At 40.2% G+C, this 13,880-nt stretch carries 16 protein-coding genes and 3 pseudogenes; 10 read left to right on the forward strand and 9 right to left on the reverse strand.

Features of this window, described 5'->3' with window-relative positions; genetic code table 11:
• A partial coding sequence (locus CK510_RS15115; RefSeq protein WP_211293201.1) for a GUN4 N-terminal ARM-like repeat domain-containing protein occupies positions 1-337 on the reverse strand: 337 nt, incomplete at its 3' end.
• A 220-nt stretch (positions 338-557) separates the two neighbouring features.
• Between CK510_RS15115 and CK510_RS15120 the strand changes: the two genes are divergently transcribed.
• Positions 558-1,979 (forward strand): NADP-dependent isocitrate dehydrogenase, encoded by a 1,422-nt coding sequence (locus tag CK510_RS15120; protein ID WP_095722492.1) that lies wholly within the window; start codon positions 558-560, stop codon positions 1,977-1,979.
• A gap of 162 nt (positions 1,980-2,141) precedes the next feature.
• Here CK510_RS15120 and CK510_RS32350 read toward each other — a convergent pair whose 3' ends face one another.
• Positions 2,142-2,315 (reverse strand): DUF8621 family protein, encoded by a 174-nt coding sequence (locus CK510_RS32350; RefSeq protein ID WP_169927020.1) that lies wholly within the window; start codon positions 2,313-2,315, stop codon positions 2,142-2,144.
• Between the two features lie 99 nt (positions 2,316-2,414).
• Positions 2,415-2,732 carry a 2Fe-2S iron-sulfur cluster-binding protein gene (locus CK510_RS15125; RefSeq protein WP_095722504.1) on the reverse strand — a complete coding sequence of 106 codons (318 nt, stop codon included), beginning with the start codon at positions 2,730-2,732 and terminating at the stop codon, positions 2,415-2,417.
• Positions 2,733-3,016: 284 nt separating this feature from the next.
• Between CK510_RS15125 and acnB the strand changes: the two genes are divergently transcribed.
• The 6 genes from acnB (at position 3,017) to CK510_RS15155 (ending at position 8,154) form a co-directional block, all read left to right on the forward strand.
• Positions 3,017-5,665 carry a bifunctional aconitate hydratase 2/2-methylisocitrate dehydratase gene (acnB, locus tag CK510_RS15130; protein ID WP_095722505.1) on the forward strand — a complete coding sequence of 883 codons (2,649 nt, stop codon included), beginning with the start codon at positions 3,017-3,019 and terminating at the stop codon, positions 5,663-5,665.
• Positions 5,666-5,833: 168 nt separating this feature from the next.
• On the forward strand, positions 5,834-6,256 hold the full coding sequence (locus CK510_RS15135; RefSeq protein WP_095722493.1) for an endonuclease domain-containing protein: 423 nt from the start codon (positions 5,834-5,836) through the stop codon (positions 6,254-6,256).
• A 263-nt stretch (positions 6,257-6,519) separates the two neighbouring features.
• Positions 6,520-6,936, forward strand: a complete 417-nt coding sequence (locus CK510_RS15140) for a XisH family protein (protein ID WP_095722494.1) — start codon at positions 6,520-6,522, stop codon at positions 6,934-6,936.
• Positions 6,924-7,268 (forward strand): XisI protein, encoded by a 345-nt coding sequence (locus CK510_RS15145; RefSeq protein ID WP_095722495.1) that lies wholly within the window; start codon positions 6,924-6,926, stop codon positions 7,266-7,268. The genes CK510_RS15140 and CK510_RS15145 overlap by 13 nt, the downstream gene beginning before the upstream one ends.
• 30 nt (positions 7,269-7,298) lie before the next feature.
• A complete protein-coding gene (locus CK510_RS15150; RefSeq protein WP_095722496.1) occupies positions 7,299-7,733 on the forward strand; it encodes a DNA methyltransferase in 435 nt (144 codons plus the stop codon).
• A 79-nt stretch (positions 7,734-7,812) separates the two neighbouring features.
• Positions 7,813-8,154 carry a XisI protein gene (locus CK510_RS15155; RefSeq protein WP_095722497.1) on the forward strand — a complete coding sequence of 114 codons (342 nt, stop codon included), beginning with the start codon at positions 7,813-7,815 and terminating at the stop codon, positions 8,152-8,154.
• A 139-nt stretch (positions 8,155-8,293) separates the two neighbouring features.
• Here the strand turns inward: CK510_RS15155 and CK510_RS15160 are convergent, their stop codons facing one another.
• The 3 genes from CK510_RS15160 to CK510_RS15175 all read right to left on the reverse strand — a co-directional run bounded on the left by CK510_RS15160 (position 8,294) and on the right by CK510_RS15175 (position 11,003).
• Positions 8,294-8,761 carry a restriction endonuclease gene (locus tag CK510_RS15160; protein ID WP_095722498.1) on the reverse strand — a complete coding sequence of 156 codons (468 nt, stop codon included), beginning with the start codon at positions 8,759-8,761 and terminating at the stop codon, positions 8,294-8,296.
• An 803-nt stretch (positions 8,762-9,564) separates the two neighbouring features.
• Positions 9,565-10,551: a recombinase family protein gene (locus CK510_RS15170; RefSeq protein ID WP_245912164.1), complete on the reverse strand. Its 987-nt coding sequence runs from the start codon at positions 10,549-10,551 to the stop codon at positions 9,565-9,567.
• Positions 10,552-10,556: 5 nt separating this feature from the next.
• Complete coding sequence (locus tag CK510_RS15175; protein WP_095722507.1) at positions 10,557-11,003, reverse strand: DUF5372 family protein; 447 nt, start codon at positions 11,001-11,003, stop codon at positions 10,557-10,559.
• On the opposite strand from CK510_RS15175, the gene CK510_RS15180 reads away from it, so the two are divergent.
• Positions 10,984-11,226 carry a type II toxin-antitoxin system HicB family antitoxin gene (locus CK510_RS15180; RefSeq protein ID WP_095722506.1) on the forward strand — a complete coding sequence of 81 codons (243 nt, stop codon included), beginning with the start codon at positions 10,984-10,986 and terminating at the stop codon, positions 11,224-11,226. The genes CK510_RS15175 and CK510_RS15180 overlap by 20 nt on opposite strands.
• Positions 11,216-11,428, forward strand: a pseudogene (locus CK510_RS34275) (type II toxin-antitoxin system HicA family toxin). The gene CK510_RS15180 and the pseudogene CK510_RS34275 overlap by 11 nt, the downstream one beginning before the upstream one ends.
• Positions 11,429-11,521: 93 nt before the next feature.
• Here the strand turns inward: CK510_RS34275 and CK510_RS15190 are convergent.
• The 3 genes and pseudogenes from CK510_RS15190 to recR form a co-directional block, all read right to left on the reverse strand.
• On the reverse strand, positions 11,522-11,770 hold the full coding sequence (locus CK510_RS15190) for a DUF4926 domain-containing protein (protein WP_095722500.1): 249 nt from the start codon (positions 11,768-11,770) through the stop codon (positions 11,522-11,524).
• Between the two features lie 197 nt (positions 11,771-11,967).
• Complete coding sequence (locus tag CK510_RS15195) at positions 11,968-12,399, reverse strand: hypothetical protein (protein WP_095722501.1); 432 nt, start codon at positions 12,397-12,399, stop codon at positions 11,968-11,970.
• A 68-nt stretch (positions 12,400-12,467) separates the two neighbouring features.
• Positions 12,468-13,064, reverse strand: a pseudogene (gene recR, locus CK510_RS15200) (recombination mediator RecR); the annotation flags it as partial.
• A 173-nt stretch (positions 13,065-13,237) separates the two neighbouring features.
• Between recR and CK510_RS15205 the strand changes: the two are divergent.
• A pseudogene (locus tag CK510_RS15205) lies at positions 13,238-13,480 on the forward strand (GTP-binding protein); the annotation flags it as partial.
• Between the last annotated feature and the right edge of the window lie 400 nt (positions 13,481-13,880).

The following is a 13,880-nucleotide window of genomic DNA, read 5'->3' on the forward strand; positions in this document are numbered from 1 at the left end:
ATTCCTGTTTTGCTAAGGATTGTTGTAAAGGTTTGTAGTCAATAGCACAATCTGATTTGAGTGGAACTACGCCATTAGGAAAATGGGTTTGTAGAAAATCTTGAGTGCGATCGCAATTAGAATGCAACAGAATCTGATAAATCTTGCCATCAACCCATGTTGCAGGGGTTTCCCGACGGTTGTATAGAAATTCCCTGAGGATATCGAACCCACCGTCACCTAACCCAGCTAATTGGGGAATCAGTTGTTGTTGGACTTTTTCAGACCCATCGATTAACTGAATGCGGAGAGTATCGATATCGTTTACGTTGCCTGATAAAGTCATAGGGTCTGTCATGCTTGATAAGTTATCCTGATAAGTTATAATTTAAGACTGAATTTTAGACTTTAGATTGAAGATTTTGAGTTTCACATCTTTAAGATTAACCCATATGAGTGGGTCATATCAAAGCCGAGAATGGAAAATTTGCTTACTAATTCTTAAAGTTACTTTCGCAAAGTACTAGTAACCTGGGAAAATATTGTGTTGCGGCAAAGATATCAGGAGAGTGTTTGAGATGTACGAAAAAATTAATCCCCCCACAACGGGAGAAAAAATTACCTTTAAAAACGGTGAACCAATTGTTCCCAACAACCCAATTATTCCGTTTATTCGGGGAGATGGAACAGGAATTGATATCTGGCCCGCCACAGAGAAAGTATTAGATGCAGCAGTAAAAACTGCGTATAAAGATGAACGAAAAATAAGCTGGTTCAAGGTTTATGCTGGGGATGAAGCTTGCGACTTATACGGAACATACCAGTATTTACCTCAAGATACTTTGACTGCGATCGCGGAATATGGTATCGCAATCAAAGGACCACTTACCACACCTGTTGGTGGGGGAATTCGCTCTTTAAATGTGGCTCTACGTCAAATATTTAACCTTTATGCCTGCGTGCGTCCCTGTCGCTACTACCCTGGAACCCCTTCCCCCCATAAATCACCGGAAAAACTCAATGTGATTGTTTATCGCGAGAATACTGAAGATATCTATGTGGGAATTGAGTGGAAAGCAGGTAGCGAAATTGCTACTAAATTAATTAAATTCCTGAATGAAGAATTAATTCCCGCAACTCCCGAACATGGTAAAAAACAGATTCCCCTCGATGCTGGTATTGGCATCAAACCGATCAGTAAAACAGGTTCCCAACGTCTGGTTCGTCGGGCAATGAAACATGCTTTGACCTTACCAAAAGCAAAGCAAATGGTGACTTTGGTACATAAAGGTAATATTATGAAGTATACCGAAGGTGCCTTTCGCGATTGGGGTTACGAACTAGTGACGAGCGAATTTCGTGATGAATGTGTCACCGAACGGGAATCATGGATTTTAGAAAATAAAGAAAAAAATTCTCAGATATCTGCTGAAGAAAATGCTCGAAAGATTGAACCTGGTTTTGATTCCTTAACTGAAGAGAGAAAAGCGCAAATTGTCAAGGAAGTGGAAACAGTTCTTAATACAATTTGGACAAGCCACGGAGAGGGAAAATGGCAAGATAAAATCATGGTCAACGATCGCATTGCCGATAGTATCTTCCAACAAATCCAAACTCGTCCAGATGAATATTCGATTTTGGCAACAATGAACTTGAACGGGGATTATTTATCAGACGCTGCTGCCGCCATTGTTGGTGGTTTAGGAATGGGACCAGGTGCTAATATAGGGGATGTTTGTGCAGTATTTGAAGCTACCCACGGAACCGCACCAAAACACGCAGGTTTAGATAAAATTAACCCTGGTTCGGTGATTCTTTCTGGTGTGATGATGTTGGAATATATGGGTTGGCAAGAAGCTGCTGATTTAATTAAGAAAGGATTAGGGGATGCGATCGCGCAAGGTAAAGTCACCTACGATTTGGCTAGGATGATGGAACCACCTGTGAAAGAGTTGAAGTGTTCGGAATTTGCAGATGCGATAATTGAGAATTTTCAATAATTCAGTAGAGACGACCCGGTGGGTCGTCTAATATTTTTGATTTTTGATTTCTCTAGCGCTCTTACCTAAGGAATCTGAATTAAATAAACTACAAATCTTGATTGTGTAGATTTATGTTGGGTTACGTAAAGCCTTCATCCAACCTACGATTCTTGGCGATAATTATTTTTTCGTCACAACCGCTTCAACCGTGGCTTTTTGCTTCTCCACATCCACAGCAGTTACAGCCCAACGTAAAGGTTCACCCTGCTTTTTCAACTCCGCTTCAATAGCCTGTTGTAACTCACTGGGAGTTGCTTGTAAATCAACTTCAGCCGAAATAAAATGCGTAGTCATAATATATCTCCTGATTCACTAATTTATAATCTCAGTTTACACAAAGTATACAATTTATCTGCGTAACCCCGCGTAAACCTCTGCGTTAAAAAAAATTAACTATTTGCCAAACTGCTTTTGATAAACCACATCTTCCTGATCGGTAATCACCTGCAAATGCGATCGCGGATAAGAAACACAAAGTAAAGCATAACCTTCCTTCTGCAAATCAACACTTACACCCATACCTTCGCTTTGTTCTACAGTACCACCATTAGTAATTTTAGCCGCACAAGTAGTACAAACACCAGCATGACAGGAAGCAGGTAACTCAAAACCAGCTTTTTCGGCAACTGATAAAATGGTTTCATTTTCAGGAACTTGAATTGTGAGATTTTGACCTTGATGATTAATTTCGACGGTATAAATTTGAGTCATATCAAGAAAATAGTACGCTGCGACAGACAGAAGGAATATTTTAATCCAAAAACGGATATTCAGCCAAAATACGAGACTGGAATTAGGAGTCATAGTAAACCTACTTTATCCTAGTCATGATTGGCTATACAGTGATAATTATAAGTCTTTAGCCGACAAACACTTAAAGAAAAACGAGAGTGCCCGTCAATCGTATCTACATAACACTTATGAAACTGGATTTATCAAATTAGTAAGTGATTTTAGACACTAAAGAATTTTGGAATTTAACTTTGGAGTGCAGAATGTTGGAATCATATTACGAACACGTTGAAGAAAGAGCAGCATTAAGAATACCCCCATTACCACTCGATGCAAAACAGACATCAGAATTGTGTGAACTACTGAAAAATTCGGCTGCGGAAGAAGCATTATTACGCGATTGGGCTTTGCCCACACTTCGCGATCGCATTCCTCCTGGTGTCGATCCAGCCGCATATGTGAAAGCTGGTTTCCTTACAGGGATTGCCAAAGGTGAAATCACCAGTTCTGTGATTTACCCAATTGAAGCTGTGGAACTCTTGGGGACAATGATGGGTGGTTACAACGTCCAATCATTAATTGATTTACTCCAAGTTCCCACCGTATCCGTTTCTGATTCCTCAGAAACACCTTTAGTTATGGGGGGACAAGGCAAAGAACCCATCGCAGCATACGCAGCATCCGCACTGAGTAGAATTTTACTCGTATATGACGCTTATCACGATGTCCTAGAACTATCCCAAACCAATCCCTTTGCCAAACAGGTAGTTGACTCCTGGGCAAATGCAGAATGGTTTACCTCCCGTCCCCAACTACCAGAATTCATTAATGTTACAGTCTTTAAAGTCCCTGGTGAAACCAACACCGACGACTTATCCCCAGCCCAACATGCTACAACCCGTCCCGATATTCCCATGCACGCTTTGGCAATGTTGGAAAGTCGGCAGCCAGGAAGCTTGGAAACCATTGCTGAATTAAAGAAAAAAGGATTTCCCGTTGCCTACGTTGGTGATGTCGTCGGTACAGGTTCCTCCCGCAAATCTGCCATCAACTCAGTGCTATGGCACATGGGCAACGATATTCCCTTTGTACCCAATAAACGTTCAGGTGGATACATTTTGGGTAGTGCGATCGCGCCAATTTTCTTCAACACTGCCGAAGATGCAGGTGCATTACCTATTGAGTGTGATGTCACCAAGATGGAAACAGGGATGGTTATTACCATTTATCCCTACAAAGGCGAAATTCTCAACGAAAACGGCGAAGTTATTTCCACCTTCCAACTCAAACCCGACACCATCCTTGATGAAATCCGTGCCGGGGGACGGATTCCCCTACTAATTGGACGTACCCTCACCGACAAAACCCGTGCAGCACTAGGGTTAGAACCAAGTAAATTATTTACCCGTCCCCAACCACCAACCGATACGGGAAAAGGCTACACATTAGCCCAAAAAATGGTCGGCAAAGCCTGCGGTTTACCCGGAGTACGTCCCAGTACATCCTGCGAACCCATCATGACTACAGTCGGCTCCCAAGACACCACAGGACCAATGACCCGCGACGAACTCAAAGAACTCGCTTGTTTGGGTTTCTCCGCAGACTTAGTAATGCAAAGCTTCTGCCACACCGCAGCATACCCCAAACCAGTGGACATCAAAACCCATGCCGAACTCCCCGACTTTATCGCTCAACGGGGTGGTATCGCCTTGCGTCCCGGTGATGGTATTATCCACTCGTGGTTAAACCGGATGTTGCTACCCGACACCGTAGGCACTGGTGGAGATTCCCATACCCGTTTCCCCTTGGGTATATCTTTCCCCGCAGGTTCGGGGTTAGTTGCGTTTGCCGCAGCATTGGGAGTAATGCCGTTAGATATGCCGGAATCGGTATTGGTGCGCTTTAAAGGGGAATTACAGCCCGGTGTGACGTTGCGGGATATCGTTAATGCTATCCCTTATGTAGCCATTCAAAAAGGTTTATTAACAGTCGAGAAAAAGAACAAGAAAAACATCTTTGCTGGCAAAATCCTGGAAATCGAAGGTTTACCAGATTTGAAAGTCGAACAAGCATTTGAACTTACCGACGCATCCGCCGAGCGATCGTGTGCTGGCTGTACAATTAAACTCAGTACAGAAACAGTTTCCGAATATATCCGCTCAAATGTGACGTTATTAAAAAACATGGTAATACGAGGTTATACAGATGCCCGTACTATCATGCGTCGTGTCGCCAAAATGGAAGCATGGTTAGCAAATCCGGTATTAATGGAAGCTGATGTTGATGCGGAATATGCGGAAATAATCGAGATAGATTTGAACGAAATCAAAGAACCAATTGTTGCTGCACCAAATGACCCCGATAATATCAAGTTATTATCGGAAGTTGAAAATGACCCCGTACAGGAAGTATTTGTGGGTTCCTGCATGACAAATATCGGACATTATCGAGCAACAGCGAAGGTATTAGAAGGTGCGGGAAAAGTCAATGCAAGATTGTGGATAGCACCACCAACGAGAATGGATGAAACCCAGTTGAAAAAAGAAGGAATTTACGACATTTTTGTCGGTGCAAATGCCCGAACAGAAGTACCGGGATGTAGTTTATGTATGGGGAATCAAGCACGTGTTGAAGATGGAACAACGGTGTTTTCAACCTCTACAAGAAACTTCAATAACCGCATGGGTAAAGATGCTCAAGTTTACCTTGGTTCGGCAGAGTTAGCAGCAGTCTGTGCATTGCTCGGAAGGATTCCCACAGTACAGGAATATATGGATATTGTTGGGAAGAAAATTCAGCCTTTTGCTGATGATTTATATCGGTATTTGAACTTTGACCAAATATTAGATTTTGAGGATGAAGGTAGGGTGATTAGTAAGGAGGAAGAAGCGAAGATTTTGGTAGGAACCTAACCCCCCCTACCCCTATTCCCTGGCAGGGAATGGGGAAAGATTTTATTTTTTCCTATTTTATTGTCCCTCTCCGCTTCGGAGAGGGACAGACTTTGACGTATGTCAAAGTCAGGGAGAGGTCACGCATATAATGGAGGCAATCACAAAATTTGTTTTCACAAAATCTTTATGAATAAACCAGAATCAAAGCAATCTTCCCCATCCGATCAAGAAGGAACTAACAATATCATTATCGGACAAAAAATAACCTCTACAAAACATCAAATTGCGAAAGAACTGCGTCGCAATATGACATCTGAAGAGAAAATTCTCTGGCAATACCTCCGCAGCAATCGTCTCAACGGTTTACACTTTCGTCGTCAGCAAATTATCGATGGGTTTATTGCTGATTTCTACTGTCATGCTGCGGGGTTGGTGATAGAAGTTGATGGGGAAATTCATGAGCAGCAAATAGAATATGATTTGGAACGCGATCGCATTTTATCTGCGAGGGGTTTATGTGTGTTGAGGGTGAAGAATGAGGATGTGAGGAATAATTTGGATGGGGTTTTGGGGTGGATTGCTGAAGCTTGTGAAAAGACCTCTCCCTGACTTGAACTTGCAGTTCAAGTCTGTCCCTCTCCGAAGCGGAGAGGGACAATTTTTATGGATCGATGTAAATGTGAGGTTAGGTTTGTTTGGCGATAAGCGGCGAAATCTTGCTGGGGGATGTATCCTACAGCAAAGTTTCGCGTTCGCAAAGCGTGTCTCCTTGGGACTTAACTTAATGCCTCTGGCATATCGCACTTTTCCCACGTAGTTTAGTTAATATAAGCAGAAGGGTTAATGACTTTACCGTTTTCGTTAGTAAGATAATGCCAGCAAAAGATATCTACCACGACGCAGTTAAAAACGCTTTAATAAAAGATGGATGGATAATTACAGCCGACCCTTATACTATCAAGTATGAAGAAGTGCAGCTATTTGCTGATTTGCTTGCTGGTCGTACAGTCAAAGCTCAAAGAGATACAGAAGAAATCCTGATTGAAATTAAAAGTTTTGTTAGTCGTTCACCAATGCGTGATTTTGAGTGTGCATTAGGTCAATATATTGTCTACCGGATTTTTTTAAAAGAGCTTATTCCCAAAGCTAAAATTTATTTGGCTATTGGTCAAGATATTTATCAATCATTTTTTCTTCAAAAAGCTATTCAAAAAGTATTAGCAGAAACTCGCTTAATATTAATTATAGTTAATCTGAGTCAGGAGGAAATTGTTCAATGGATAAATTAGAAAATTATCGCCATTTAATCCAAAAAATTCTCACTGAATATGAAGCATTAGCGTCACAAACTCCTAATCCAGAGGGGGTTGATAGTGTATTAGGGTTTGACGAAAAAAGAGACCAATATCTGTGGTTACAAACTGGTTGGCATGACAACAAAAAAATTAGAGGAATTACCGTTTATGTAAGGATTAAAAACGGCAAAATTTGGATTGAAGAAGACTGGACTGAGGAAGGTATTGCTACCGATTTATTAAGAGAGGGTATACCGCAAAGTGATATTGTATTAGCTTTTCATTCTCCTGAAAAACGTCAGTTTACAGAGTTTGCAACAGCTTAGTGATAAAAAAGGGATGCTCATAATCAAAATATAGAAGTTACAGGATATCCGACAGAAAAAAATCCTGGTTTACTCTCACAAATTATCCAAGCTTCTTCCAACCTTGGGGATTTAGTTTTGGATTGTTTTTCTGGTTCGGGGACAACTTTGGCTGTCGCTTCACAATTAGAACGTAAATGGATAGGAATTGATAATAGCTTGGAAGCTATTGTAACAACACTGAAACGTTTTACTCAAGGTTGCGAACCAATGGGTGATTTTGTAACCAAGCGTGATGCTACTAGCAAAGATAAATTAGGTAATCAATTAGAGGAGTTATCATTAATTGATATTAATGAGCTTAATGAAGCTAGTAGTCTCAAGTCAAATAATAACAAATATGAAGTGAGTAATTTTGCTTTATATGCTATTGAATCTCAGTCTGAAAAATTAAATAGTATCTTGACTCAATATTTAGAATTTTAATAGCTTGCGATAAGCGGAGCTTAATGCGGTCGGCATATCGCACTTTTCCCACGTAAAATGAAAGGGAGAAAATTATTTCATGGATAAAATAAAACAGCATCGGCAATTAGTAAAACAAGTTTTAACTGAATATGACAAATTAGTTCATCAATCGCCCGGTTATCATCCTGAAACCTGCTTAGTTTTTGATGAAACCCATGACCATTATCTTTGGTTAACGGTTGATTGGCGAGGAAGTAAAAGAAATAAATATACTCATGTCCATATTCGGATTAAAAACGAGAAAATTTATATTGAAGAAGATTGGACAGAGGAAGGAATAGCAAATGAGTTAATACAGTTAGGTTTTTCCAAGAATGATATTGTCTTGGCTTTTCAGCCTCCATATGTAAGAAAATATACTGAATTTGCGACAGTTTGAAGTTAATTAAATAACCTTCTTTAATCCAATCTATAGCGTTTCTCACGCTGGAGAGGTACATTTTTAAAACTGCTTGTTTTGATAGCAAAGCTTTAGGTACATTTCAGTAGATTAGTAAACGCTATAATGTTTTTACAAGTTAGTTCGGTATTTTTGCCTTTATCATAAAGTCAATTAGCTTATTTCTATCCCATAGTTCTACTGAATTAGAACGTGCAAGATTGTAAGCATTGCCAGTGAATCTGTTATTTGTTATGACCATTGCTTTATCCGCATTATAATATTTAACTGCACTTACTATTTCTTGAACAGCTTTCACGCTAACAGGATTTTTATACCTTTTTGCTTGTACAACAATTTTCTCTCCATCTTTGTATAAAACCAAGTCCGCACCGTAATCTTGACTTCCTGGAGTTAGCTTTACCTGATAACCAGCATTTTTAAAAAGAAGTGATAAAAGTTTTTCAAATTCTTTCCCACTCATCTCATCAACTTCTCTAATTCCACTATTAAGTATACGTTTTTCTTCATCTTTTCTTTCAGATTCATTTACTCCATATATTACAGCACCAAGTACAGCAGCAGCACCCAAAATTAATGGAATCATAAAATTCTCCCGAAAAATTGTTTTACCCCTACATTTAGGCTAAATATTTATAGCCTTACTATTTATCTTTCCCAAATGAAAAAAATAATCATAGTTTGAGAATAGAAATAATTTAAATATTTGATAAAGCTCGCTAACTGCTAATTTCAGGATAAATACTGAAAGTATAGTTACCCCAAAGATAAAACCAAATCCCAATATTCACACCAAAGTTATTATATAACTGCCATAAGTGAAGCTTAATATCCAGAGGTATATCGCTATAATTTAAACTATTATTCAAATCAAAACTGATTAATACCTGCTTCTTACCCCACAACATCCTTTAAACTAAAAATATCCCAAAATTCTACATACATGAAGTCACTGCAAAACTACACCATCGTTATTCGTCCCGACGGTGTGTTCATATTGCACCTAGATTCAATGAAGTTTTGGGATATTTTATTTTCCCGTTGGATTTTTCAATAGTAGAGCTTTTTAAGGTACGCGAACAATATGAATCAAAGCTCTAAAGATATAGGGAAGCAGCATAAGTGAGCTACTAGTATATTGAAATTTAGTTAGTTAATGCTTTCTTTTATAAGACTTCCAGGGTTTTTTAGCGGTGTTAGCTTGTGAGCTACTTGAAGAATCACTAATTAGAGAAAATGCTGCTATAGGTTTGGGTTTTCTCCGTCGAGCATAGTGAGCTACTTGATGCGACTGCTTTGATAAACCAATTTATTTTTAGTAGCTTACCAGTAGGTTACTAGTGATTCATGTTGGGTTAAACTAAAAAAGGAATAAAGATGTACCCTTTTTTATGGCAACGGAAAATCCGCGTGTAGCTGCCTACCCACCGCAGCAAATTTATGAACGTTTAGTTCACAGTTAGACAAATACTCCTCCCAACTAATATAAGCCTCGTGAGCATTGTGGATTATTACTTTCCATTCCTCTTGCGGTAGTTGCTGGATTTTAACCCTCTTGATTTGCCCATCTTCAATTACATTAAGACTGCGCCGTCTACCATACACATAGGTTCCCGTGTAAGTTGGGTTGTGCAATAGGGTAGTTATACGGCTAAGGTTGGCTGGTCCCCAATGAAGTGTACCAATATGCCCAGGTCGCCAACGTCTTCTTGGGAAAGGAATTTGGTTTACACAGAAGTAGCGCATCACTTTAAACGCTGTTCCCAGTAAGCGGAACTGTTGAAAGGCTAGTTTTATTGCAGCAACTACACCCTCATCCGGGTCTAATACTAATTGTCCTTCTGGGTCGTATACGTAACCAGTAGGTGGAGAGCAGCGTAGTTCTCCTTTTCTGGCTTTATTCAGTTTGGCTCCTTGTAAGCGTAGACGCATACCATGTAGCTCTGTGTGACTCCAAGTTCCCTTAAATCCCAATATCACTCGGTCATTAAAATCATTTGGGTCGTAAATTCCATCGTGGTCAATTATCAGGGTATCTGTAAGGGCACAGATATCTAAAAGTTTATGCCAATCTGCTTGGGAACGAGAAAATCTTGAGGCTTCTAGAGCTAAAACAGCCCCGACTTCCCCTAAACCAACAGCAGCCATTAGTTTATGGAAATCCGCACGTCCTGTTGTGGTTTGACCACTTTTACCAAGGTCGCTATCCAGCACTTCGATTTGACTTTTGTCCCAACCCAACGTTGATGCACGGTCAGCTAGGGCATATTGTCTTTCTGTACTTTCACGGTGGAATTCTACCTGAGTAGGTGTTGATTGTCTTAAATATACAACAGCACGGCGTTCCAGATGGGTCGTCCTAACTTTACTATTCATCTGGTTTACTCCTTACTATCGACTCGTCGAGACTTTTGTTTACGAGTATCTTGTCCACTAACTGTGCTGTTAGTTTTATTAGACGATTTAGCCTTTCTTCGTTGGCTGGTTGAGTGGTTGGTAGTAGATGCTTTTGTCTCATTTTTCTTCCTGTGTTCGACTCCTTTATCTTCAGGAACACAAGAAATTTCTTCCGTTATAAATTGCGATCGCCCCGCTACCCATTTACTCAAATGCAGTAATTTCTCAGGTAAAAACTTCCCGACTCTTTGTGTCGTGCTTGCTTGTTGTGTCCATAGGTCAGTTTCCCATGCTGGTACAGACAAAAATCCTCCCTTTGGACTTTCTACAGTTACTTTAGTCTCAGTACCTACTTTGCGAATTTGCCGTATTACAACTGACTGACCATACAGTGGGTGGATGGGATTGGTAATGGTTACACAACTCCCCAAAAGTGACTTGAAGTTATGTGCAGTCTTATTATATTGTCCCGATGATAATGGTACATTTGTCGCATATGTTCCTGCGATTCCTGGTTGTCATGCTTGGGGACAAACCTTAGACGAAGCTCGTGCTGAAATAGCCAATGTATTTGAGATGATAAAAGAAGAATACGCAGACGAAGGACGTTCTTTACCTACAGATGTTGAGTTGGTAATTACGAATGTCGGCTAAAGCAAGCGAATTAGAAAAGGTTGCACGCAAACTCGGTTTTGAAAAAGCACGACAAAAAGGAAGTCACGCACGTTAGAAACATCCTGATGGACGAGCAACAACTATCCCTATTCATGGAAATTCTGAAATAGATGGTTGGTTGTTTCCGGAAATCCTCAAACAATTGGGCATTACAGAGGAAGAGTTTAACCAACTGCGATAGATAATTTTCAAATAATATTCACACTAAAGTCAAAATGTAAGTGCGATCGCACTCCCAAAATTCACCCTAAACTTACAATTACAATTAAAAACCCTACTTCAATTCAGCCAAAGAACGCACAGTTAACACTGTATCACTAGTTAACTTTGCAACTGCTGACATGGGAACGCTAAAAACAGCGATTGAATTACCCGCAGCATTAAATACTTCTAATATATATCCGTCTTCTCCTCCAACTGGATGTGTGACATAATCAACGAGCATTCCAACATCTCCACATTTGAGGCTATATTCTGGAATGTCACGACACAGAGCAACATATTGGTAAAGTTCAAGTTTCACAATTATTATTATTTTTTAGGTTTAAGGGTAATAAAACGAAAAATCCCGTCAAATTATACCTTCTCCGACTTTTCAAACATCATCTAAGGGAACACCAAGAAATAAATTCTCCAATATTGTAGGGGTAGGGTCTCCCTACCCTCCGCGTGATAGTGTTGTTAAGTATACGATTTGAAGATTTTATTTTCTGGAAGTCCCTAACCTTCAATCGGTTGAGGATGCTTTTGATTGTATAAATTATCGCAATATAATGCCCAAGCTGCACCAAATAAACCCGATAACGAACCCGCGATCGCAGCCGTAATTCCCCAACCAATTGGACCTGCCCAGTTGGCAATTTCTTTTACAATGGCTGTGGTTACTTTGCTGATAACATAAGCACTTCCCGCACCAACAGCACTGACTAAACCCAATTCTGTGAGCATTTCGACAACGCTTTTACTCGATAAATCTTCTTCAAAATAAATTCGCCAAATTCGGGTATACATCAAAACATCCGATGCAGTCAAAAATATCTGTTTGGGGAGTTCTCCACCAGGGGTTGGTGCTGCGGAAGCTGTTGCGCTACCAATCGCATAAGTTGCGATCGCGAGGGTTGTATCTAATCGTTTTTTACCTAAATCGCTCACGGTTCTATCTCCTATTTTCTCAAAAACTAATTAAAAATAATTTCCACAAAGCTAATAACTAATAATAACTAATCCAATTCTCGACGACCTTCTAATGCTCGCGCCAATGTCACCTCATCAGCATATTCTAAGTCTCCACCCACGGGCAACCCAAAGGCAATTCGTGTCACTTTGGTAAATGGTTTGAGAAGTTGACCGACATATAAAGTTGTCGTCTCACCTTCCACACTCGGACTAATTGCCAAAATCACTTCTTTGGGCTGGACTTTACTAACTCGTCGTACTAAAGCTTGAATAGTCAATTGTTCTGGACCAATTCCATCTATTGGGGAAATTACTCCACCTAAAACGTGATATTTACCTTTAAATTCACGGGTTTTTTCCAGCGCAATCACATCACGGGAATCTTCAACGACGCAAATAATCCCATTTTCGCGGCTAGGATTGCGGCAAATTTCGCAAACAGGTTCAGATGAAAGGTGAAAGCAAACCTGACACAAACCAATTTGTTGTTTCGCTTCCACAAGTGCCTGTGCAAGTGCTTCAATTTCAGCTTCAGGACGTTTGAGAATGTGCAGCGCTAAACGTTGGGCAGTTTTAGGACCAACCCCTGGTAAGCGTTGCAACTGTTCGATTAATCTAGCAAGGGGACGTGCGTAAACCGTAGTTCTATCTCCAGTATTTCTGTACTTAAACTCTGTACTTCACTATGATTACATTTATCAGGAGTATTTTGGAAAAAAATCGGGTGAAAAATTCCCGTTCTCGAAAGGATATCTAGAGAAATTCTCCAGGAGAGGATTAGACAATTTTGGATTTTATAGCGGTTTTCAGTTGAGTTAACTTCACAATTGAAGTGGAACGTGCGTTACGGGTTTTAGATGGTGCGGTGATGGTATTTTGTGTCGTTGCAGGCGTACAATCACAATCAATTACGGTAGATCGGCAAATGAAGTGCTACCGTGTTCCACGAATTGCCTTTATTAACAAGATGGATCGGATCGGTGCAAATCCATTTCCCGTTGTCCAAGCAATTCGCGATCGCCTAAATTTGAATGCCTTACTCCACCGGATTGCGATCGCTCACTTCGGGAATGGCAACTTTTACCGTTACATTACGCCAAGCAACAGGGAAGAAATTAAATTATTGCTGCCATTGAGAAAGTTTTTTGAGTTGTTTATTCTCCTTTACACATGACTAAACCTCTCCAACAATTTAGACTTTTTAAGCTTATTGACTCTCCGTGAGTTGAGATCGCAATTATGTAAAAGCTTGCATAGACAGAAACCCGGTTTCTTACCCACGACAAACCCAGGAAGTCGGGTTCCTCCCCCCACGAAAAAACCCCAACTCAGCACGACAAACCAAGTAACCCGACTTCCACCCCATGCAAAAACCCCAAAAAACCCCAAACAAAAAAGCGCCCCTCAAATGAGAGACGCTTTTTTAGATTCTATTTAAATCAATCGTTGAGACTTAA

The organism is Brunnivagina elsteri CCALA 953, assembly GCF_002289455.1.
In the GTDB taxonomy this organism is placed as follows: Bacteria; Cyanobacteriota; Cyanobacteriia; order Cyanobacteriales; family Nostocaceae; genus Brunnivagina; species Brunnivagina elsteri.

What these genes read in the sequence shown, in the direction of transcription:
- CK510_RS15170 (WP_245912164.1), bottom strand. Translation starts at nt 10,551, where the DNA reads ATGAATAGTAAAGTTAGGACGACCCATCTGGAACGCCGTGCTGTTGTA.
- CK510_RS15145 (WP_095722495.1), top strand. Translation starts at nt 6,924, where the DNA reads ATGGATAAATTAGAAAATTATCGCCATTTAATCCAAAAAATTCTCACT.
- CK510_RS15140 (WP_095722494.1), top strand. Translation starts at nt 6,520, where the DNA reads ATGCCAGCAAAAGATATCTACCACGACGCAGTTAAAAACGCTTTAATA.
- CK510_RS15125 (WP_095722504.1), bottom strand. Translation starts at nt 2,732, where the DNA reads ATGACTCAAATTTATACCGTCGAAATTAATCATCAAGGTCAAAATCTC.
- CK510_RS15160 (WP_095722498.1), bottom strand. Translation starts at nt 8,761, where the DNA reads ATGATTCCATTAATTTTGGGTGCTGCTGCTGTACTTGGTGCTGTAATA.
- CK510_RS15120 (WP_095722492.1), top strand. Translation starts at nt 558, where the DNA reads ATGTACGAAAAAATTAATCCCCCCACAACGGGAGAAAAAATTACCTTT.
- CK510_RS15155 (WP_095722497.1), top strand. Translation starts at nt 7,813, where the DNA reads ATGGATAAAATAAAACAGCATCGGCAATTAGTAAAACAAGTTTTAACT.
- CK510_RS15135 (WP_095722493.1), top strand. Translation starts at nt 5,834, where the DNA reads ATGAATAAACCAGAATCAAAGCAATCTTCCCCATCCGATCAAGAAGGA.
- CK510_RS15180 (WP_095722506.1), top strand. Translation starts at nt 10,984, where the DNA reads ATGGTTACACAACTCCCCAAAAGTGACTTGAAGTTATGTGCAGTCTTA.
- CK510_RS32350 (WP_169927020.1), bottom strand. Translation starts at nt 2,315, where the DNA reads ATGACTACGCATTTTATTTCGGCTGAAGTTGATTTACAAGCAACTCCC.
- acnB (WP_095722505.1), top strand. Translation starts at nt 3,017, where the DNA reads ATGTTGGAATCATATTACGAACACGTTGAAGAAAGAGCAGCATTAAGA.